Genomic DNA, 22,862 nt, shown 5'->3' on the forward strand with positions numbered 1-22,862 from the left:
CGAAATGCTTCGATACCGATTTACAGATTAAGAATAGCCATTCACAATATATTATGGACAACTTTTACCCAAAATTCGGGATGACACATGTTTTATGATTGATGTTCCCTTCTGAATTCCTACTGTTTGAGCGAAGCGAGTTTAGGAATTCTTGATTTTCTTTTGTTACTTTTCTTTCATCAAGGAAAGAAAAGTAAGGACAAGACGATAAATAAAGAGAAATTCGAGATGATTTATATTTCATCAGAATATTGCTATTAATCAATCGAATATCCTTTGTCTTTCAAGATTCTATCCAACAACTTCTTGTCGCTATCAGTATTAAATACCGTAAATGGTAAATAAATAAACTGATATTGCCCCATGTCTAAAATGTAGGCATCCTTAGCTTTTCTAGCACCTTTAATCATGTCCCATTTAATGACACCTCCCTCAGTATCGCTCAACTTCATCAAAATCTGGCGACTATCGATTTCGTAACGATATTTACTAAAAAGCTGTTTGTATTGTTCTAATTGGGTAACGCCAGTAAACTGAATTGCCCAAAATATTAAATATGCAATTGCTCCGATTAGTGTCAACACGTAAATCCAGTAGTTATGATAAACGCCTGTAAGGTTCAAAATAACGTTGATAAAAATTAATGCTAAAGGCACAAATCCCCAATACCATTGATTTTTAATAAGTTGCATCATGTTTATTCCGATGAATTTATTTTTTTCAAGGGCAAACTTTTTTGTTTTGATTGCTAATGGATTTGATTGAATTGGTTGTTGTACTCGTCTTTGTTGCGACTGAGCGTATCCTTTTGCCATGTCTATAATAAAATTTGGTGATTCAGACGACAAAGGTACAAAAAATAAGGAAGTTTTATTGAAATGAGTATTAACACCAACAAATTAATGATTTAATAAAGAAAGTATGGTAGGATGATTCCCTAAATCCAAAGATGAAATTATGGGTAAATTACCTTTAATGATTTGTTTTAGGGGTTTTTGAATGCTAATTTTAATGCCTTAACGAAAATATATCCAAGAATTTTCTAGAATTATTAAATATGGAACTTATTGAGAGCCAAATACTGAGCCAGACCCAAGTGCTTCAGAAAATTAGAAGAATTGCTTTTGAAATTTATGAAAATAATTTTGAAGAGTCGGATATTGTTATTGCTGGTATCAGAGGGCAGGGGCATGCCTTAGCCAAGTTGTTAGCCAACGCACTTCAAGAAATTTCGCCTATAGAAGCTAGTGCCGTATTAATTGACGTAGATAAAGATGTTACCTACGAAAGTCCAGTAGAGTTTGATTGTGATGAAAGATTTTTAGAGCACAAAACTATTGTCGTAGTAGACGACGTGCTGAATAGCGGAAGAACCCTTGCTTATTCATTATCTCCGTTTTTAAGTATTCCTGTAAAACGTATTCAAGTAGCTGTAATGGTAGACAGAAACTATCGTCGTTTCCCAATTTTGGCAGACTACGTAGGATACGAATTGTCTACTACCTTGAGCGAATATGTTTCGGTAGTATTAGACGACGAAGCTCGAATGGGAGTGTACTTAAAATAACATTATAGACTATTGATAATATTCATGAGCCAATCTGCATTGAAAAACAATGCTAGAATTGGGAATACCAGCAATATTGCCAATACAGCTTGTTCTAAACTGAGTTTGAATGTTACTCCTTTTTCGCTTTCTTTAAAAAACATCAGGAACGGTATTTTCAAATAGAAAGATAAAGAAATCACAGTATTCAATAAGCCAAATATAAAAAGGAGTAATAGCAGTTGCTTACCAGAAGCTTGGTAGGCTTCCCAAAGAGCAGAAAAGATATTCAGTTTTGCAATAAATCCGCCAGTAGGAGGTAAGCCCGCCAAGGAAATCATTACGATTAATATTAATATTCCAAACAAAGGATTTAATCTACCCAAGCCTTTAAAGTTTTCTATCATAAATTTAGAATCATTGTCTGACTTTTGTCCTTGGGTATTATTTGCTGCGTAATCAATTAATAGAAAAGCGGAGAAATTAGTAAATAAACTAACTATCAAATAAAATACGATGCTCTTGATGCCTAATTCAGAAATCATCACCAGACCAATCAGCATAAAACCTGTATGGGCTATTGTTGAATAAGCCAATAATCTTTTGGCATCTTTTTGCCATAAAGCCGAGAAATTGCCGAAAGTAATGCTCGCCAAGGCTATGATGGCAGTGATTAATGTTAAGTCGGTAGGTATGACAGAATAAAAGCGAATAATTACTAAAAATGAGGCAATTTTGGGTGCTACCGCAAAAAAAGCCACGATAGGTGTGGGAGCAGATTGATACACGTCGGGCGTCCAGATATGAAAAGGCGTTGCGGATATTTTAAATAAAAATCCAGAGAGTGTCAGTACAATAGCAATCGTTGAAGCTACATTATCTGTTTGGGCAATGCCTCTTGAAAAATCAGGAGAAGCAATACTAAGCGTGCCCGTCATGCCATATAATAATGACATACCATACAGCATAATTGCGGAAGAAGCTGCCCCAAAAATGATGTATTTTAAACCACCTTCCGACGCTTTTTTTGTCTTATTAAAAGTAGTCAGCACATAAGATGAGATAGAAACGATTTCGATAGAAAGGTAAATCATTAATAGATTAACCGACATCGCCATTAAATTTAGGCCTATCAGGATACTAATTACCAAAGGGTAAAATTCGCCATCATATTTCCTTTTTGAAACATAGATGTGTGCCAATAAAATGATTACTGAAAACGTTGTAATTATTTTAAAGAAAATGGCTTTACTATCTAAAATAAGCATTTCGCCAAACAGAAAAGTATCGTTGGTAGTTGAATACTGCGAAATGATTTGATTCAAGGCGATTAAAACAGAAATCAAGGAAATACCCCATAAAGTATTTTGATAACTTTGGGCAATTGAGTTTTCTAAGGAATCAGATTGTTGGAATATGTATTTATAAAGAATTAATTCAATGATAATAAGGAGTAAAAATACTGCCCCCAAGAATACTTCCGGAGAAATGACGCTCAGGCTTTCAAGAATGTGAGCTAGTAAATCGGATAAGATTATTTTTTTGGTCATTATTTTTCTTCACAAACGTGTTTTATTCTACTTTTGTTGCTATTTTTGAGTTTAACTATAATTAGGTGAAATTTATGAATAAAACCAAATTTTACTGGTTGATTCAAATTCTATGTTGGTCGATTATTACGCTTCTTTCTATTCAACATATTGAATTTAATGATTTCAGTCAATCCACTAAAACCATTTATTTACTACTTTATTTTTTTTCAGGCTTTGTTTCATGTCACATTTATAAAATCATCATTAGCCGTTTCAGCCCTGATGATATTACCCATCTTCAATATGCCCTTTTTCCAATAGTTGGTGGGCTTTCAATAGGCTCTATCTATACTATTATAGACTATCAATTATATAATTACTCAGATAGTTCTTTCCTTAATTTTGCTGTCATTTTTGTTGAAAATGTATGGAAGGTGTTTCCTTGGTTTATGTTTTTTCATTTGCACCGTTTCTTGAGTATTTATCAAGATAGAAGGCAACGAGAAGCACATACTGAAAACCTACTGAAAATTTCTCAACTAGAAAGCTTAAAAAAACAGTTGAATCCTCATTTTTTGTTCAATGCCCTCAATAGTATAAAGGCACTAACATTGATTGATAGTATTCAGGCCCGCGAATCAATCATTCAATTGTCAGATTTATTAAGACTATCCTTAAACCTTGGCGAACAACAAAAAGCAACGCTTAGTGAAGAGCTTCGTTTAGCTGAGAATTATCTGTCACTTGAAAAACTTCGCTTTGATACCCGCTTAAAGTATGATTTTCAAATTCAGGAAGATATAGGTAATATCTTAATTATGCCAATGACCTTAAATACTTTGTTAGAAAATGCCGTTAAACATGGCATTGGTCAGTTGAAATTTGGTGGATATATTACCATTACAGCCAGAACAGAAAAAGGTTTTATCATTTTATGTGTTGAAAATTCGGGCGTATTTGTACCTAAACCTAAAAACAACGAAGGTGGAATAGGACTCGAAAACCTCAAAAAACGCTTAGAATTACAATATGGTGAGAATGCTTACCTAAAAATTGATAATACCCAAGGAAAAGTATTCGCCACTATTAGAATGCCTTATTGAACGTTAAAATAGTTTCAAAAGCTCGGCTACAGTTACATTGGTTAAGTTAAAGATTAAATGAGGGAAAATACCAAATATTAATGCTAATATCGCTAAAGGATAAAGCATCATTTTTTCCCTAAAGTTTAAGTCTTCTAATACTCCTTCAAATTGTCTGACCCAGTATTTTCCAAAAAATATTCGTTGTAAAGTCCAAAGGAAATAGCCTGCACCCAGTACCAGTCCAAAGGCAGCTAAAGCAGTTAGCCATCGTGGAATAAGCGGACTGTTAAAGCCCCCCATCAGGGTAAATACTTCACCAATAAAGCCCGAAAAAGCAGGTAATCCTAATGAAGCAAAAAAGGCTATGGCTGTCATCGCTGTGTACAAAGGCATTTTACTAGCCAGCCCTTGATAGCTATCAATACGGCGATCGTGTGTACGATTATACAAAACGCCCACTAACAAGAATAGCATTGCCGAAAGTACACCATGCGAAAACATTTGATAAATCGCTCCGTTAATACCTTCGCTTGTTAATGACCCTACGCCGAGTAACACAAAACCCATATGTGAAACTGACGAATAGGCAATCATCTTCTTCAAATCATTCATTGCCAAAGCATTGAAAGCTCCGTAAATGATTGATAAAACGCCAAAGGCAACAATGACAAAGGCATAATCATGGGCAGCGTCAGGGAAAATAGGATAAGCTATTCTGAGAAAACCATATCCCCCAATCTTTAAGAGGATACCTGCCAATATCACTGATACTGGTGTTGGTGCTTCTACGTGGGCATCTGACAACCAAGTATGAACAGGTACGGCGGGCAACTTAATCCCAAAACCTATCATCAATAAAATAAAAGCCAAGGCACGAGCCGAAATACTAAAAATCTCGATACCTGAAAAAACATTTAACCACGAATTTGGCAGGAAATTGCCAGCATCGGGCATAAAACGTAAATCGAAAGTATGTACAATTTGCTCAGAAGGGATTTTTAAATCTTTTAGCAAGGTTTGTACTTCTGTAATAATCTGTGGCGTAATGTCTGATACATTGCTGATTAGCCCAATTCTCACGGCTGTTTCTACAGGGTCAACCACTGATAGATAGAGCGCAATCATGACAATTAAGATAAAAATAGAGCCGAAAAGCGTATATAAGAAAAATTTGATAGAAGCATATTCTTTGCGTGGACCACCCCAAATACCTATTAGGAAATACATAGGCAATAGCATAAACTCAAAAAAGAGGTAGAAAAGAAACATATCTAACGCCACAAAACAACCAATTACCGAGCCTGTCAGCAATAAGAAAAGTGAAAAATATCCTTTCTCTTTCTGTTTAATTTCAAAAGACGAAATAGCCCCTACAAACATTACGATGCCTGTCAACAAAACCATTGGCATGCTGATACCATCCACACCCAAAAGGTAATCAATAGAGCCAACTCCCAATGTGCCTAGTGGCAGGGTTATCCAATCTAATTGTTCTAGGAATTGGTAGTCGGCAATATCATGATTAAAGTTTTGATATAAGTAAATACAAATTGCTAGTTCTACAGCAGTAACGCCTAGCGTAAACCATTTGAAATAGGCTTTGTATTGGTCTGGCGAAAAAGCCACTACCAACGACGCTACCAATGGTAAAAATATAAGTACTGATAAAATGGGCATAATTATATAAGAATAATTGTATTTGTTTTGAAACAAACACAGGCACTATCAAGATGAAAAAACGATAAAAGTAATCAAAGCTATTAATCCTAAAAAGGATATAGCAACGTATAGTTGTACTTTACCAGCTTGTACTGAACGAGTAATTTTCCCGATTACTCCTGCTGAATAAGCTGTTGAGTTGGGAATGCCATCTATAATTTTAGCATCCCACCAAGCTACGATGCTGGCAATGATAACTTGTAATTGAGCTACAGCATTCACTACAGTATCTATAATATGCAAATCAAACCATTGTAACAAATCAGCTGATTTTAATATTGGGGCAACAAATATTTTTTGATAAATGTTATCAAGCGTAGGAATGGTATAAGCTAGTGCTTTATTTCTAGATAAATATCCTAAGCCTATTCCTGCAAAAGCCAGTGCTGTGGATAAATAGGCAACCCAATGATTTTCGGCTGACTTTTCTATTATCTCAGGTTTCATAAATTCCCAAAACCAAGCACTTTCAGCATTCAAAGGATTGAAAGTGAAAATAAAACCGATAGATAAAATAGCCAATAGTCCGATTGGGAAAGTGATTTTCCATGAGCCTTCATGAATAGCGTAAAGGTCAGCCTTTTCATTCCTGAACTCTCCAAAAAAGATAAGCCATACTTGGCGAGTCATATAAAATGCTGAAAGCAAAATACCAATAAAAAAAACAAAGCTAATAATGTATAATGCTAAGCTTTGGTGCTGATTGGCACTAGCCACTACTTGCGCAAGGATAGCATCTTTAGATAAAAAACCTGAGAAGAAAGGAATACCCGCCAAAGCTAATGAACAAACGAGATAACACACAAAGGTAAAAGGCATTCTTTTACGCAAGCCACCCATTAATCGCATATCCTGTGCATCGAAATCATGACCAGCGTGATGAAGTGCATGAATAATAGACCCTGCACTAAGGAATAGTCCAGCTTTAAAGAAAGCGTGTGTTAATAAATGAAATACGGAAGCATCAGAGCCTAAACCAACGACCATTAAACCTACTTGTGAGATAGTAGAATAAGCCAACGTTTTTTTGATGTCAGTTTGAAAAATAGCGTACACTGAGCCCAACAACATTGTAAAACAACCGATAGATGAGACGATGATGGTTTCTTCAAAACCAAGCAATGGATGAATCCTCGCTAATAAGTAAACCCCAGCTACTACCATCGTAGCAGCATGTATAAGTGCTGAAACGGGTGTTGGCCCTTCCATTGCATCAGGAAGCCAAGTGTGTAAGGGGAATTGTGCTGATTTACCGATACACCCACAGAAAAGTAATAAGCCTGCAACGGGTACTAAACTGGGTTCTGAAGCATTGGCGATAATGTTGGGAAAATCTTGAAAATTGCTACTGCCAAATAAATAATAAATCAGAAAAATGCCTAACAAAAATCCTACGTCACCCACACGGTTGACCAAAAATGCTTTTTTTGAGGCTTGTACGGCCTCAGTTTTTTGATACCAAAAGCCTATTAATAGGTATGAACTTAGTCCTACTAATTCCCAGAAGGCATACATTATCAATAAATTATCGGTTAGTACGATGCCAAGCATTGAAAATACAAACAGGCTTAAAAAACCGACATACCTATATTGGTCGGGTTCTTCGTGCATATATTCCAACGAGAAAATCTGCACTAATAAGGCTATGAAGTTCACCAAAACCAACATCATTAGCGTTAGCGAGTCTGCCAGAAAACCAAAAGAATATGTTTCTTTTCCGAGCAAAAACCAATTGAATAAATAATGTGGATTAGCAACATGTAGGTTTTGACGAAGCAATAGGATTGAAAAGATAAGATTCAAGCCTGTAAAACAAATTGTTAACCAAGCTGCTAAGGTGTTGTTTTTTCTACCCAACAGAATTGGCATAATAAACCCTGCAAGTGGGGTTAATAAAATGAGCCAAATCAAAGTGGAAGGATTCATAAAAATTAATTACGAAAGTTTTAAGCCTATACGTAGAGATTTTCTTGGAAAATTTCAATTTTTGTGCAAATATACGGCTCAAATTGGATTTAGTCCTAATTGAATTTTGATAAAACCCACTAAGTTTGTGGAGTAATATAATAATATTTGATGTTTCTTTGCTATTGGAAGCATTTCCTTGCTTTATTTTAATATTATTTACTAACCAAATACTTATTATGATGGACAACGCTAAAACAGTAAACTATTCAAGAACTACTATCACAGAATTGATGATTCCATCTTATGCTAATTTTGGAGGCAAAATTCACGGAGGGATTTTATTATCATTGATGGATAAAGTTGCTTATGTATGTGCGGCCAAACATTCAGGAACTTATGTGGTGACTGTATCTGTAGATAATGTAGAATTTAAACAGCCCGTGGAAGTAGGCGAATTGGTTTCGCTTCATGCCTCTGTAAACTATGTCGGAAATAGTTCTCTGATTGTGGGTATAAAAGTAGTTGCCGAAAATATCAAAACGGCTAGTGTAAAACATACCAATACTTCGTATTTTACGATGGTTGCTAAGGATGACAATGGAAAACTTACTGCTGTTCCTCCGTTGATTTTGGAAAGTGATGAAGATATTCGCAGGTTTTTAGAAGCCTTGAAACGTAAAGAAATCAAAAGCTCGTATAAAGAACTATTGCATGATGCTAAAACTTGTATGGAGATAGACGAAAACTTACATTTATTAGATACTGAGCGTTGTATTATAAAACGGGAAAAAGATATGCAGAGCGAATGGGTATAAATTAATTATATAGCGTTTGGATTCATTTTGACGTCAAGATAAAATGAAGTATTTTTACAGAATTGATTTCAAATTTATCCTTATATAATTATTCCCATCTCCCTAATTGAACAATTAATGATGAAGGTTTTAAAAGTTATACTGATTGTTTTAGCAGTCTTGGCATCTGTTACTGTTTTTATTCGATTCTACTACAACAAACCTTTTAGTCCATCAGCTACCGCTGAATACGAGAAGAATGGTTTAGGAATTACGGTAGATTATTGCCAACCTTCTAAAAAGGGTAGGCTTATTTTTGGAACAACTCAAGAAAAAGCACTTGTTCCTTACGGAAAATGGTGGAGAACTGGGGCTAATGAAGCAACTATTATAAAATTCTCAAGAGATGTAACCATTGGAGGCAAAGCACTTAAAGCTGGTAAGTACACCCTCTTCACAATTCCTGAGAAAGGCGATTGGACAATAATTATCAATGCAGAAGTAGGACAATGGGGTTTATCTTATGATGAAAGTAAAGATGTTTTAAGAGTACCCGCTACGTCTTCACAGCAAGCAGATTCTGTAGAAACATTTAAGATAGATTTTAATGAGAAAGAAAGCGGAGTAGATATGCTTTTACATTGGGATACTACTGTGGTAACAATTCCAATAAAATAATTCTTATACTGTTAATCACAATAAAAGAGGCAGAATATACTTAAAAGTTATTCTGCTTTTTTTGTTTTCTTTTTTTTAGAATGACTATAATTAAAGAAAGTTTTTGGTTGATTTAGATGTTTTTTCAAAAAAAATAAAGATATTAATAAATAAAATAAGGTGTGATTGATTTTTTGGTACGCTATTTGTGTCAATAGTCATTAATTAAGTGATTTTACTTAATAAGTGTCTTAATTCAATTGATTCGAACGTTTTTGGAAAATCAAGCAACAATATTTATCGCTAAATACATTTATAAAACTTTTTCCTCCATTTTTTAAATATTACATCATGAAATCTTTTTATTACCTCATAATTTTGGTTGTAACGTCTACTTTATTGAGTGGTTGCTTACCTAATGAAAGCGGTTCAACAATTGATCCTGCTGCTGCAGCCATGGATAAACTAAATGTTCCAAAAGGCTTTAATTTTAATACTTCAAAAGAGATTACTTTTAAAATAGGTGCTTACGATAATATGAACAACCCAATTTCGGGCGTAATTATGTCTGTTTATAGTTATCCTGAAAATGTACTTTTGTTCAAAGGTATTACATTGAAAAATGGTGTATTCAGCTTAAATCAAAAAATACCTACTTATGTTACTAAAATATCGGTAAAACCAGATTATATCGGTTTACCTTCTGAAACAATTGTTACATTGAGTGGTACTACCTCAGAAGTGAATTTTGGTGGAAATAACCCTACTGCTTCTGAAAGCGTTGAACAACCACTAAAAGCAGCAAGATTAGAAGGTACTACTGCACAAACATATCCACTTATTACTTACTTAGGTTCTTGGAACAGTGATGGTTTACCTGCTTATCTTGAGAAAGACAGAGACCCAATCTCTAGCCAGTTTTTAGAATATATTAATGCTAGTTTACCAGAGTCTAAATCAGTGCCGGTAGCTCACCCAGACTTTTTGAATAATAACAACCGTAACTTCTTATACATTACTGAAGCTGCTGATGTTTGGGTAACATTTGTACACGAAGGTGCTGGCTGGAAAAATACATTAGGATACTATACATTCAATCCACTTAACCCTCCTAAAACTACTGCTGACATTTCTAAAATGACAGTTGTTTTCCCTAACGTTTCTTACAAAGGATCAGGTGGAGCATTAGTATCAGGTGATAAAGTTAAAATTGGTCAGTTCCCAGCAGGTACAGGTATTGGTTTTGTATTGTTAGCTGATTCTTACACATCAAATAGTAAAGTAGGAACTGGTAATTATGCTCACTTCTCGCATGATGTTCTTAACGTAGAAAGCAAAGAAAGTCTTCGTCGTCACTTAATCGTATTGAACGAGCCATCTACAAAAAGAATGGTACTTGCTTTTGAAGACATTCAAAGAGAAAGTTCTTCTTGTGACCAAGATTTTAATGATGCTATTTTCTTTGCGACTTCTAACCCAATCAAAGCGATTGATACTAACAACGTACCGATTGTAGATAGTCCAAAAGATACAGATGGTGATGGTGTAGGTGATAGTCGTGATGAGTACCCAACAGACCCTGCGAGAGCAATCAACAATTATATTCCAGGAAGCAACACTTATAGTACATTGGCTTATGAAGATTTATGGCCATTACAAGGTGACTATGATATGAACGACTTAGTAATTAACTACCAATTCCAAGAAGTCTTGAATGCACAGAACCAAGTAGTTGATTTAAAAGGTAAGTTTTATATTAAAGCGATTGGTGCAAGTTACATCAATGGTTGGGGCTTCCAATTACCAATTGATCCATCACTTGTTAAATCAGTATCAGGTCAGTCGCTTACACAAGGTATGATTACAAATTCAAGCAATGGTACAGAAGCTGGGCAAAAATATGCTACCATTATTGCTTTTGATAATGCATTCAAACAAATGAAATCGTCAGGAGGTTTTATTAATACATCGAAAGGCGCTTCAGTAATTGCACCAAATGATACTTTAAGATTAACCATTAGCTTTACGACTCCGATTAGTAAGACAACGTTAGGTGTGGCACCATACAATCCGTTCTTGTTCTCGGCAAATGATAGAGGCAAAGAGGTTCATTTACCAAACATGGCACCAACTTCTAAAGCAAATATGTCATTGTTTGGTACAGGTCAAGACGCTTCAGTGCCATCTTCAGGTATTTACTATAAAAACGCTAAGTTGTTGCCTTGGGCTATAGATTTACCTAGTGACTTTAAGTATCCTTTAGAAACAGTACCTATTATTGATGCTTATAACGAGTTCGGTTTATGGGCTGAGAGTGGGGGAACACTTTACCCAGATTGGTATGTGATTAGTAAAGCATACTTCGATCCAATAAAAGTATTTTAGTATTACCAAATAGGAATTAACATATTAGTCACCCAAAATTTTCGGGAATATTAATATAAAAAACCTCCTTAGTAATTTAGAGAATAACCAAATCTCAAATTATCTAAGGAGGTTTTTTTTGTGTATAAAATATAACTACAAAACAAAAAGAGATAAAAGCAAACACTAACAAATGCATATTTATCTGATTAGTATAATAGTTATGATATTAACCTAGACAAAACATAACAATCATCTTCTCCACTCAAAAAATACTATGCTTTAGTACATATCCCCTCCATTTGCGCCTCTAAAAAATACTTGCAGTGACAGACAGATACAACACCGTTGTTTGTACTAGGCATGGAAGAAGGATTTTTTAGAAACCTCCTCTATCATAGAAAGTATTTCTGCGCGAAAGTTTTAGCTCTTGTAATAAGGCTGATTTAACTCTGATAGTAAAGTTGTAAGTACTAGAACGACCATAATACGGACTAGCAATCGGCGTCCAGTCGAAATTAGCTTCCCAACAGTGTAAGTCTCTATGAATACTAATATTGGTTAATGAAATACCCTTATTCACAAAGTCATAACCAGAACTTAAGGTAAAATTCCATTTCTCAGTCAGTTTTACATCCCCTTTAAAAGTCAAAGCACTTACGATAGTAGCAGGAGCATAGCCCGTTTTGTTCATATTATAGTTGAAACCAAACTGGAAACTCCAAGGCACAGACCAATCTACATAGTCATTGATATTCCTATTGATTTGGCTCATTTGTCCCTCAGTACCGTTCGAGTTCTGCTTCTTTTTATCAGCACTAGCAGGCTTAAAGCTTTTACTAATCGAAAGGTTTAAGCTAGCCAACTTTGCAAAACCTTCGCCCAAGTTAATTAACAAAGTATCTATTCTACGTCCTGATATAGAATAACCATCGTTTACATACTTGTATGGGTCTAAAGAACCTCCAAAATTGATGTCAAACTTTTTTACCCTAGAGTTTGCCGAAAAGTTCAAATTAGAAAGTTTGAACTGTGTAGCAAAGAAGTTGTAATTCCCCGTGAATGAGAAATTATCAATCAACATTATCTTCTCAGATTCTTTTTGAGCCGTATCCGACTTTGCCCTTAATTTGGCTTCTAAAGTATTCTGAATCCCGAAGCTAATACCCCCTGACTGGCTACCACGGTTAGTTTGGGTAGGGTTAAAACTTGAAATGTTCAAGAAATCGCCAGGAAGAGTTTCTTGTCCCGCCAACGAACTTGGAATGGTTTCGCCTTTTTGGTATTTATGAACCCTATTATTGATTTGAACCGTTTGGTAAAAACCATATTTAGGGTCAGTAAAATCGGGCGTATAATTTATGCTCAATGAAGGCGATAGCGTATGACGAATGCCTTGTAATCTACCTTTTTTGAAGTTAATCGTACCGTATAAACGGGTATTCATACTCATTGAAAAAGCATAAGTATAGTCTGCATAAAAAGCCCCGCCCCGAAGTGTATCAATCTCGACGGCCCCTTTGCCAGCAGTAGTATCTTTACTATAAATAGCAGCTTTATCGTTAAAGGCTTTGAAATTGTATTTATATTTCTGTTGATAAATATTCCCAGAAAAATTAAAGCCAGGGGTTAAGTTAATATACTTACCAATTTTAATATTAGGCAATGAAATAGGGATGCTGTATTGAGCCTTGAACTGAGCATTTTTTAATAATTCAGGTAAGGTTGATAAATTAAATGGAATTACACCATCTCGTGCCAAGTTAGTACTAGCGTTAGCCGCTGTTCTTGGGTCTATAACTACCGGCTTGGTTGGGTCAAGGTCTAATGTATCAATCGTTCTATAAACGGTATAACCAAAGTTATTGTACGAACGGTTGGTTAAAGCTACTTGGTTGGTAATACCATAAGTACCCGAAAGGTCTAAGCCCACCCTGAACTGGTCAATAAAACGGTCTGTGACAGCATTTTTCTTTTTGAAAGGCTGAAATTGGTTTAAGCCAAACGTATAATTGGTATTTATATTGACCGCCTTCGTTACCGTATTTTGGTCAGCCTGTAAGCTCAAACTAGTACGAATAGTTTGTCCAAAATTGCGTGAATATTGTATTGACGAATTCAAGGCTGTAGAAATATAGCTACTCGTGCTTAAACTGTTATATTGGCTATTCGAATTACTTTGTAAGTTAACAGAAGCAGAAAAGCTAGAATTTCCACGGCTTTGTGGTGAGTGTGACCATTGAATACCGTAGTCATTTCTTTTTTGTCTGTCAAACTCACTACCGTTATTACTTTGTCTAAAATTCACATTGAAAGTACCCGAATAGCGATAACGTTTGATGTATTGAGAGTTGGCAGCAATCCCAAAACTACCTTTTGAATAAATCTCTCCAGTAAGTCGCAAGCCAATATTAGGACTCAATGCAAAATAGTAGCCTCCATCACGCAAGAAGAAACCCCTCCCTTGCGGTTCTTCACCATAAGTAGGCATGATAATACCCGAAGTGCCCGATTCTTGTGGAGGTTTATAAGGGAAGAAACCAAAAGGCAAGCCAATAGGCAAAGGAATTTCATTTAATTCAAAGTGGAATGGCCCAGCTACAATTTCTCTTTTACCCACTACTTTAATTTTAGTAGCCCTAATATTAAAGTGTGGATGTTCAAGATTACAAGTAGTATAAATAGCATTTCGGATATAAAGGTTGTCTTCATTATCCTTTTTTACTTTCTCACCTTGTATCAAACCATCACCTTGGGTAGTAATAAGCCCTTTGATAAAGGCCTTCCTACTTTTGAAGTTATACCTGATTTCTTCGGCATCATAAGGTTCACCGCCTTGTTTAAAGATGGGCTTGCCTATAATCTTATTAGTTGTCGAATCTTTCGTACCATGTGCCGAAACTTCATTCTTTGCCCAGTTGAGTTGAATATAGTTCGCCTCCAGAGAAACATCTCCATAGGTGACTTTTGCTTCCCCAAATAGGTATACAATTTGGTTTTCGGTATCCATGATGGTGGAATCCTTTGCTGAATATACAACAGTTGTAGTGAGGTCACTTTCTTTTTTAAGTGAGTCAGGTACGCTTTTTGTAATACTTAGCTTGGTAGAATCTAAACGAGCAGTATCTTTAGGGATTACTGCACTAGCTTTATTGGCTTTAGGTTTATAAGGCTTTCCGCCCAATAATCGCTGAGCAGAAGACTGATTTGTGGTTAAAAGCCCTAAAAGTAAGCTAATTAATATACTGAATATGTGGATTGCTTTTTTCAGAAGTCTTTAAAATTTATATTTGTCTTTTATTAAATAACGCACAAAAATACTTTATTACTTTTTGAACATAGCGAACCAACCCGAAAATAATGTTAAACTTTGTTAAAGGTTTTTTAATAATCACTTGTATTTGCTCGCTTAGTGGTTTTACTTTTCAATATTCACTCGTTGAAAACCCAGCATATCGACCTGTTTTGTTACAGACTAGAGTAAGAACAGTTGTATTGGATGCTGGACATGGGGGCAAAGACCCGGGCTGTCACGGAGCAAATAATAACGAATCTAAAATTGCCCTTAAAATTGTTTTAGAACTCGGTGAAAAAATAAAAGAACAGTATCCAGAGGTTAGAGTAATTTATACCAGAACAAAGGATGTGTTTGTAGATTTGCATGAACGTTCTGCTATTGCCAACCGTAATAAAGCAGATTTGTTTATTTCAGTGCACTGTAATGCACATCACTCTGCTAAATTTGCTGGAACTGAGACCTACACAATGGGGTTACATAAAACAAGTAGTAATCTTGATGTGGCAAAGCGAGAAAACTCAGTAATTTTGCAAGAGGCTAATTATGAAAAAAACTATAATGGTTTTAATCCTAATTCACCACTTGGACATATTATGATGGCAAATTATCAAAGTGCCTTTATGATGAACAGTATCAAGTTAGCACAAAAAATTGAAAAACAATTCAAACAAAAATCTGACAGGCACAGTTACGGCGTAAAACAAGCAGGTTTTTTAGTACTTTGGGAAACAGCCATGCCAAGTGTTTTGGTAGAAGCAGGTTTTTTAACAAACAAAAATGAAGAGCAATACTTAGCAAAAAGCTCGGGACAAGGAGAAGTAGCTGAGGCTATTTTTAAAGCATTTAAATCGTATAAAGAAGAAATTGAGGATTAAGTTTGGATTGATAGTGTGTTTTAAAAATCAATAAAACCTATTAATAATCAATTGAAAAACTTCAACAGTCATTTATGAACATCTCTAAAGAAACCAAAATAGGCATACTGGCCCTTACATCCTTTGTGATTTTATACCTAGGATTTAATTTTTTAAAAGGTAAAGATTTTTTTACACAAGAAAATAAATATGTCATTATATACAAAGATATACAAGGCTTAACACCAGCCAACCAAGTTTCACTAAGTGGAATGAAAATTGGGCAAGTAAAGGAAATAGAATTGTTGAAAGGTGATGCTAATAAAGTAAAAGTAGTAATCAGTATCAGAAAAGACTTACAATTGCCCGAAGGTACACAAGCGATTCTAGCTTCTGATGGTCTGTTAGGAGGGAAGTTAATCAGAATTGAGATGGGTAAATTTTCTGGAAAATTCATTGAAGATGGAGGAATGCTAGTGTCTACGTCAGAAACAGGTGTAACCGATCTTCTTAAAGAAAAAGCACTTCCATTGATTCAAAACTTAGATTCTTTAACAAAATCCCTGCGTGTTGTTGTTAAAAGTTTTGAAAGCACAGGGATGGTTGTCAATGGCTTTGTTAAAAACTCTGATCGTTCGGTAAGTTCTTTAACGGCTTCATTGAATAGTACAATTACTGAAAACAGAAGTAATTTGGCTGGTATCTCTGCTAATATGAGAACCCTTTCTAATAATTTAATAGAAACAGAAAAAAGCTTGAAGCCTTTGATTGGTAAATTTAATACCATGGCAGATTCGCTAAATGCCTTGAAGATAGGTCAGGCTGTAGCTACTACGCAAAAATCTTTAGAAGGCTTACAAAAAATTATGCAGGGTATAGAGGCAGGACAAGGCTCGATGGGTAAATTATTAAAAGATGATTCACTTTATACTAACCTTAACCGTTCGATAGCTGATTTAGATAAGCTTTTAATCGATTTCAGATTAGCTCCAAAACGATATGTAAACATCTCAGTATTTGGGGGTAATAAAAGTACTCCTCCTGTGGTAAAATAGTTGAGTGAGTTAGTAAGGTAATTAATTAGGCTTCCCTTTAGTGCTATTACTTTTGGCTTTCCTTTAGGAGTATAATTGTTTAATTATCAATACATTACCAATGAAATAACCCCGAAAGAATGTCAATACTGGCAATTTTCGGTTTTTTTTGTATTTTGTATCTGCTAAGAAAATAAAACACAGATGCAATATACACTATTCGACCTCGATTCTCCAAATTTCTCTAAGTTGACTTGGCGTCCCCGTACTTATTCAAGAATACGACTATTCAAGGGAAAATACACCAAACTATTGATTGGGACTCTCTTGAAAAGCTTTTGCCTAAGAAAACTACGATTGTTGGAGCACCTTCATGGTTGCCCAGTAGAGGTTTTTTTGCTCTAATGTTCTTAAAACACTATACTGGTTTAAGTGATGAAAAATTATTAGAAGACTTTCATACCAATTGGGCAATGCAGGTATTTTGCGGAGTATTACTCACTGATAATGAAAGGATTAAGGATAATTCTTTTGTTTCAAGAGTTAGATCTTATTTGGGAGAACATTTAGATTTGAATCTATTTCAAAGTATGATGATTAATAGCTGGAAGACAGAAATTCCTGATAAAAATGTTTTATTGATGGATGCTACTTGCTATGAAGTTTATATACGTACTCCAACAGATTCGGACCGCCGATGCGGTAAAGCTACTTTGGGAAGCTTGTACTTGGCTTTGGGAAAAACAAATTCCAGCATTATGCACCAGCAAAAAAATCAAATTACCGAGGTCTAAATTCAAAGACCAAAAGATAAAACAGTTGACTTATAGCAAACTTAGAAAGAAGACTTATCGAAAGACATACTCCCGAAAACGTTCACTTCTAAAGCTACTAAATAAAGGTATTTTAACACTAAATGGAATCTTGGAAAAGGTTAAATCTAAGGGATTTTCAGAAAAAGATGCAGAAGTATTTCAAACTATCAAAGTGGTTTATGAACAGCAAAAACATTTTTTTGAAGTGCCGGGAGTAAAGATTAGTGACCGCATTGTAAGCATTTTTAAACCTTATATACGTCCTATTGTTAGAGGAAAAGAGAATAAACCCGTAGAATATGGTATTAAGGTTCATATCAATCAAGTTGGCGGAATTAATATTATTGAGCATGCAAGCTACAATGCTTTCAATGAGTGTAAAAGGCTTAAATATAGTGTAATAAGACATGAGACTATGATTGGAGAATGTACTCATGTAGCCGCAGATGGGATTTATCCAACCAATGAGAATCGTACTTTTTTAAGAGAAGAGGGCATTCAACATAACTTCTGTAGAAAAGGTAAAGCCAAAGATGACAAGGAAACCAAGCAAATGAAAGGCATTCTCAATAAAGAACGGAGTACACGACTGGAGTCGGACCGCCGATGCTGGTAGTTTTGGCACAGAAAAAGAACACTATTTACTTCGCAAAATAAAGGCCAGGAATCAAAAAACTGAACTGATTTGGGTTCACTTCGAGTATATACAGCCAACGCTGTCAGGGTTACCAATCGAAGGCAAGAAAACAAACAACATGTTCAGAAACTAGCAGCCTAACAATAAATCTTAGAGAATAGTAAATAACCACTCCATGATCTGGTATGGTAAATCGTTGACCAGTTTTTAGGAAAATTCAAGAATAAATGAGACAACTAGACTAAAATTGTACTTTTAAAATAAAACAGCTCAAATAAAATGAAAAATCCACCCAGTAAATGAGTGGATTTTATTCTAAATGAATATCAAAAAATAATTTTCAAGGGAAGCCACTTTATTGGGAGTATATTGACAATTAAATGATTGAAAAACTATTTTCAAGGGAAACATAAATTATTCTCTGTATAAATAGTCAGCCCTTTGATTATTGGACTTTATATTTAATGATAAATATTACAAGGATATATTAGATAGGATGGAGAAGGATACAGCTTCTCTCTAACGAATTAACGTTAATGAACCTTTATAAACTTGTTTTTCAAGACCTTCGGCAAGAATACTATAAGCATATACGCCAGATGGTAATTCTTGTCCACCGTTATATTTACCATCAAATGGTTTTTCATAGCCTTTTGAATAAAAAACTACTTCACCCCAACGATTATATATAATTATTTCAGAAGTGGTAAACGTTTTAATATTAGCAATCTCCCATGTGTCATTTTGACCATCACCATTAGGCGTAAAAATATTAGGAATATATAGTCTACTCTCAGGATAAATAGTTGTTTTTGCCTGTGCTTCACAGCCCAATAAAGAGTGAGCTTTGATAGTGTATTCTTGAATATACGGAGGATTTGTAATGGGGATTTGGATTAAAGGATTATCTAAATAATCGGAAGGCAACCATTCAAATAGTAAATTTTGGCGATTCACTTTATTGGTTAGTTTTATAGATTCTCCTTTGTTCATTCTAAACACAGGCTGAATCTCAATCTTGATAGGTTCTTCCACAACTATCATTCTTATGCTTGTACCCAAGCATCCATTATCTCCTTTTACTTCGTATTGTATAGGAAAACTACCAAGACCAGCAATGGCAGGGTCAAAAGTACTACCATTAATACCAGCTCCTGTAAAAATACCTCCCGAAGGCTTTACCATTAATGTTATAGGTTTATTTGTAGTCCCACAAATAACATTGATGGAATCAAATACAACTGTGCCACTTGGCTTTTCATTAATCAAAATAGTAGGCGATTCAGCTTTACAATTGTTATCATCTGTTATTTTGATTTGATAGTTTCCTTTTTTTGAATTTTGTAAAGTATTAGTCGTGGCATTAGGAATCACCTGATTATCTAAAAACCATTGGTATGTATATTTTCCTGTGCTAGCAACTAAAATATCAGCGTTTAAATCAACTATATTTTCTTTACAAACATCTATTTCCTTCGCAAGAATAGTAACTTCAGGATTAATGAATGTTTTAGCAATAAGCGTGTCACTTCTTAGACAATCAAAACTTTTATCTTTTACCTGAATAATATATTCCGCAGCTTCATTTATCTTTTGACTGAAGGAGTTTGCTCCAGTAATCACTTGCCTGTTTTTAAACCATTGATAACGATTATCGACACTGTCTTTAACAGCTATTTCAACTGTTTCACCTTCACAAAATTCAATAGGTTTGGGTAATATTTTTATCCGTGGTAATTTAACATTTTCAACTTGGATCTCGTTTGATAAAGCTTTTCTTGCACATTGATTTTTGTAAGTTGCTACAACTACATAACTCCCTTCACTATTTGCTGAATAGTTTTGAGATATTGCACCATATATATTATCACCATTTTTTTGCCATTGATAATTCAAATTATCATCAGGTGGGGTAAAACTTATGTCAAACACAGTACCAGGACATCCAAAAACTTTAGGTATAACTTGATTTTGAATGAGCAATGTAGGACTACTGGGTTTATAGTTCGGACAGTCAATAATAGCTATTTGAAAATCTCTCCGAGCAGCACTTATTCTTACACCAGCCCTAAATTCTTCTACTAAAACAGAGAAAGCAAAAAAGCCTACTTCGCTGGAAGTAGTCTTGATTTCGCCAGTTTTGCTATTGATTGTTAATGGTTGAGACCCTGGTATCGCAGTAGTAGCAGAAAAGCCTGGTTGCCATTGAACAAGTGGGGGATTATTTAAATCTACAAAATCATAGAGGCTACCTTCTAGTAAGTCTACACTTGAGTAACCTTTATATGGCGTTACTAATGAATAACGGAGCTCATCTTCATCTATGTCTGTTGCTCCCATGTTCATATTGAAGGCATCTTTTACACAAACAAAGCTTCCGTTGGGTGTTTTGAAATCGGGAGTACTATTGATAAATTCTTTCCCATTTTTATCAAAAAAAGCTTTTGTTTGTAAATAAAACATTGTACCAATACCGTTTGGGTCTGAAACGTCGATATTTCTTGTAATATTATTTCTACAACAACGCTGCCAAATAATCGCATAGCCTCTATCGTCATTATAATATTCATTAAATGTAAACCTCCCAACATATTTAAACTCAGAGGCTTTGAAGCCATAAAACTGTTGACATGCCTTATTATCATATACAAGGTCACGAAGAAGAACTAATTTCAGAGGAATTCCTTCTACAATTGTTCCACCATTGCTAGTGTAAACTCTTAAATAAGTTGATGTTTCAAATTCGTCATTTTTAGCTTCTGTATTATCCACAAACACCGACAAGGTAAATTCATATTCTCCTTTATTGCCAAGGTGCTTCATTGTGATGTCACCACCCATGATGTGTTTGGCTGTAGCTATTGATGGTAGTAGAATTAATAGCAAGACAATAATTTTCTTGACTCCAGAAATCATATATAACAATTGTAGATTAAAAAGCTTTTAAAATTCCTCTTAGTTGGCTTTGGGGTAACATAGTACCTTTTAAACTATCTTTTAATTTAGTCATTTGCAGTTTATCTAATAGTTTAGTTTCAAAGTTAAATCTACGAAGATTTTCTAATTTCCCTAAATTGTCTGGAAGGCTTTTAATGGGATTGTCTATTAAATCTAACGATTGTAAATTTTTCAACTGACTAATACTTTCAGGTAACCCTTCTAACTTGTTTTGCCAAAGTTGAAAGTTTTTTAGATTACTTAATTTACCTATACTTTCAGGTAACTTTTTAAGTTGATTAGTCTCTATATTCAGACTTTGAAGACTTTTTAAATTTCCCAAAGATTCAGGTAATTGCTCTAATTTATTCAAGGGTAATTCTAGGTTTTTCAGTTTGCTTAGATTGCCTAATTCATTGGGTAATTTATTAAGCTGATTAGCTGATAAATCTAATACTTTTAATTCCTTTAGTCCGCCTATGCCTTTTGTCAACTCTTGCAATTGGTTATTTCTTAATCCCAATGTTTCAAGTTTTCCTAAACTAGAAAGGCTTTCTGGTAATGCCGTCAGCGTATTATGATTCAAGTTTAATTCTTTTAAGTTTATTAATTTGCCTAAATCATCAGGGAGTTTAGTAAGTTTATTTTCATTAAGTTGTATCGTTTTTAAATTACCTAGCTTGCCTATACTGGCAGGCAATTCTTTTAGCTTATTGGCATGTACGTCTAAATTTTTTAACTGTGTAAGTTCTCCTAAACTTTCTGGAAGTTTCTCTAACGGATTAAGGCTGGTATTGAGTGATTTTAACTGACTTAGTTTGCCTAGTGATTCTGGCAATTCTTTGATATTATTATTAATTAGACTCAAAGATTGTAAGTTTTTCAAATCACCAATATTGGCTGGGAGTTCTTTTAAATAACTATTATTGAGCGATAAATCTTGCAGGTTTTTAAACTTCTTTAAATCGTCTATAGGGACTTCTTTAAAGTTTGAAATAGATAAACGCACTACTTTATCTGGATTTTTAAGTGCTTCATTAATATCCGTATAAAGTGGTAACCGAGCAAGCTCTTTTTCTCCGAATTGTAAATTAGGAATAAGGTTATCTTTTAATTGTAAGTGCTTATCTTCAAATTTTTTCAATAATCCCTCTGGAAGGGATGTTAACTTATTGCCCGTTAAATTGAAATTTTGTAAAGAGTCTAAATTACCAACAATGTCAGTTGACAACTTACTAATTTTATTATTAGCTACATTAAGGTCTTTTAGTTTTGGAAGACTTAATATTTCAGGAGGTAATTGTTCTAAATTACAATTACTTATATCAAGCGTTTCTAAATTTTTAAAGGATGCACTTTTTTTCAAAAACTTATTGATGTCTTCTGGCTTGAGTTTTAGCGTTTTTATATCTTCAGCATTTTTTAGGGCATCTGATAGTGAATAAACATTTACTTGAGCAAAGCTTTGTATGTAGAAACAGCTAATAAAAAGGCTAGCGATAATGTATTTTTTCATAATTAGGTTAGTGTTGTATATATATGCTTTGCTTATTGTTTTATTGAAATAATAAATAGGGTAGTAAACCTAATTCAGTTTTAAGCTGAGTTAGGTTTTGTAAGAGTGGAACACTTTTACCCATTATAATATAACGATGCTTCTGTTAATGAGTTTTTGTTACACG

16 protein-coding genes are annotated in these 22,862 nt (G+C 34.4%); 9 read left to right on the forward strand and 7 right to left on the reverse strand.

Going from position 1 to position 22,862, the window contains the following annotated elements; translation table 11 throughout:
- Positions 1-257: 257 nt before the first annotated feature.
- Positions 258-815, reverse strand: coding sequence for a YcxB family protein (locus tag J2Y60_RS23800; protein WP_309913143.1), 558 nt, complete (start codon positions 813-815; stop codon positions 258-260).
- Between the two features lie 242 nt (positions 816-1,057).
- On the opposite strand from J2Y60_RS23800, the gene J2Y60_RS23805 reads away from it, so the two are divergent.
- A complete protein-coding gene (locus tag J2Y60_RS23805) occupies positions 1,058-1,567 on the forward strand; it encodes a phosphoribosyltransferase family protein (RefSeq protein WP_309913146.1) in 510 nt (169 codons plus the stop codon).
- A 2-nt stretch (positions 1,568-1,569) separates the two neighbouring features.
- Here the strand turns inward: J2Y60_RS23805 and J2Y60_RS23810 are convergent, their stop codons facing one another.
- Complete coding sequence (locus J2Y60_RS23810) at positions 1,570-3,096, reverse strand: NADH-quinone oxidoreductase subunit N (RefSeq protein WP_309913149.1); 1,527 nt, start codon at positions 3,094-3,096, stop codon at positions 1,570-1,572.
- A 74-nt stretch (positions 3,097-3,170) separates the two neighbouring features.
- On the opposite strand from J2Y60_RS23810, the gene J2Y60_RS23815 reads away from it, so the two are divergent.
- A complete protein-coding gene (locus J2Y60_RS23815) occupies positions 3,171-4,181 on the forward strand; it encodes a histidine kinase (RefSeq protein ID WP_309913151.1) in 1,011 nt (336 codons plus the stop codon).
- A gap of 3 nt (positions 4,182-4,184) precedes the next feature.
- Here J2Y60_RS23815 and J2Y60_RS23820 read toward each other — a convergent pair whose 3' ends face one another.
- Together J2Y60_RS23820 and nuoL are read right to left on the reverse strand one after the other, a co-directional pair.
- On the reverse strand, positions 4,185-5,840 hold the full coding sequence (locus J2Y60_RS23820; RefSeq protein ID WP_309913153.1) for an NADH-quinone oxidoreductase subunit M: 1,656 nt from the start codon (positions 5,838-5,840) through the stop codon (positions 4,185-4,187).
- Positions 5,841-5,888: 48 nt separating this feature from the next.
- A complete protein-coding gene (gene nuoL, locus J2Y60_RS23825) occupies positions 5,889-7,808 on the reverse strand; it encodes an NADH-quinone oxidoreductase subunit L (protein ID WP_309913156.1) in 1,920 nt (639 codons plus the stop codon).
- A 221-nt stretch (positions 7,809-8,029) separates the two neighbouring features.
- Here nuoL and J2Y60_RS23830 point away from each other — a divergent pair, with 221 nt between their 5' ends.
- The 3 genes from J2Y60_RS23830 (at position 8,030) to J2Y60_RS23840 (ending at position 11,626) form a co-directional block, all read left to right on the forward strand.
- Positions 8,030-8,605: an acyl-CoA thioesterase gene (locus J2Y60_RS23830; protein ID WP_409014250.1), complete on the forward strand. Its 576-nt coding sequence runs from the start codon at positions 8,030-8,032 to the stop codon at positions 8,603-8,605.
- 120 nt (positions 8,606-8,725) lie between these two features.
- Positions 8,726-9,262 carry a DUF2911 domain-containing protein gene (locus J2Y60_RS23835; RefSeq protein WP_309994772.1) on the forward strand — a complete coding sequence of 179 codons (537 nt, stop codon included), beginning with the start codon at positions 8,726-8,728 and terminating at the stop codon, positions 9,260-9,262.
- 330 nt (positions 9,263-9,592) lie between these two features.
- The gene (locus J2Y60_RS23840; protein WP_309913164.1) at positions 9,593-11,626 is read left to right on the forward strand and encodes an LruC domain-containing protein; all 2,034 of its coding nucleotides are present in this window, start codon (positions 9,593-9,595) and stop codon (positions 11,624-11,626) included.
- Between the two features lie 358 nt (positions 11,627-11,984).
- Here the strand turns inward: J2Y60_RS23840 and J2Y60_RS23845 are convergent, their stop codons facing one another.
- A complete protein-coding gene (locus J2Y60_RS23845) occupies positions 11,985-14,789 on the reverse strand; it encodes a putative LPS assembly protein LptD (RefSeq protein WP_309913167.1) in 2,805 nt (934 codons plus the stop codon).
- A 176-nt stretch (positions 14,790-14,965) separates the two neighbouring features.
- On the opposite strand from J2Y60_RS23845, the gene J2Y60_RS23850 reads away from it, so the two are divergent.
- From J2Y60_RS23850 to J2Y60_RS23865, 4 genes are all read left to right on the forward strand, one after another.
- Positions 14,966-15,778, forward strand: coding sequence for an N-acetylmuramoyl-L-alanine amidase (locus J2Y60_RS23850; RefSeq protein ID WP_309913171.1), 813 nt, complete (start codon positions 14,966-14,968; stop codon positions 15,776-15,778).
- Positions 15,779-15,852: 74 nt separating this feature from the next.
- Complete coding sequence (locus J2Y60_RS23855) at positions 15,853-16,812, forward strand: MlaD family protein (RefSeq protein ID WP_309913173.1); 960 nt, start codon at positions 15,853-15,855, stop codon at positions 16,810-16,812.
- A 233-nt stretch (positions 16,813-17,045) separates the two neighbouring features.
- Complete coding sequence (locus J2Y60_RS23860) at positions 17,046-17,585, forward strand: transposase (protein WP_309913176.1); 540 nt, start codon at positions 17,046-17,048, stop codon at positions 17,583-17,585.
- Between the two features lie 130 nt (positions 17,586-17,715).
- On the forward strand, positions 17,716-18,222 hold the full coding sequence (locus J2Y60_RS23865) for a hypothetical protein (RefSeq protein ID WP_309913179.1): 507 nt from the start codon (positions 17,716-17,718) through the stop codon (positions 18,220-18,222).
- 540 nt (positions 18,223-18,762) lie between these two features.
- Here the strand turns inward: J2Y60_RS23865 and J2Y60_RS23870 are convergent.
- The gene (locus J2Y60_RS23870) at positions 18,763-21,159 is read right to left on the reverse strand and encodes a gliding motility-associated C-terminal domain-containing protein (protein WP_309913181.1); all 2,397 of its coding nucleotides are present in this window, start codon (positions 21,157-21,159) and stop codon (positions 18,763-18,765) included.
- A gap of 16 nt (positions 21,160-21,175) precedes the next feature.
- A complete protein-coding gene (locus tag J2Y60_RS23875; protein ID WP_309913184.1) occupies positions 21,176-22,696 on the reverse strand; it encodes a leucine-rich repeat domain-containing protein in 1,521 nt (506 codons plus the stop codon).
- Positions 22,697-22,862: the final 166 nt, after the last annotated feature.

The organism is Arcicella sp. BE140, from assembly GCF_031456255.1.
GTDB classification, from domain to species: Bacteria; Bacteroidota; Bacteroidia; order Cytophagales; family Spirosomataceae; genus Arcicella; species Arcicella aquatica.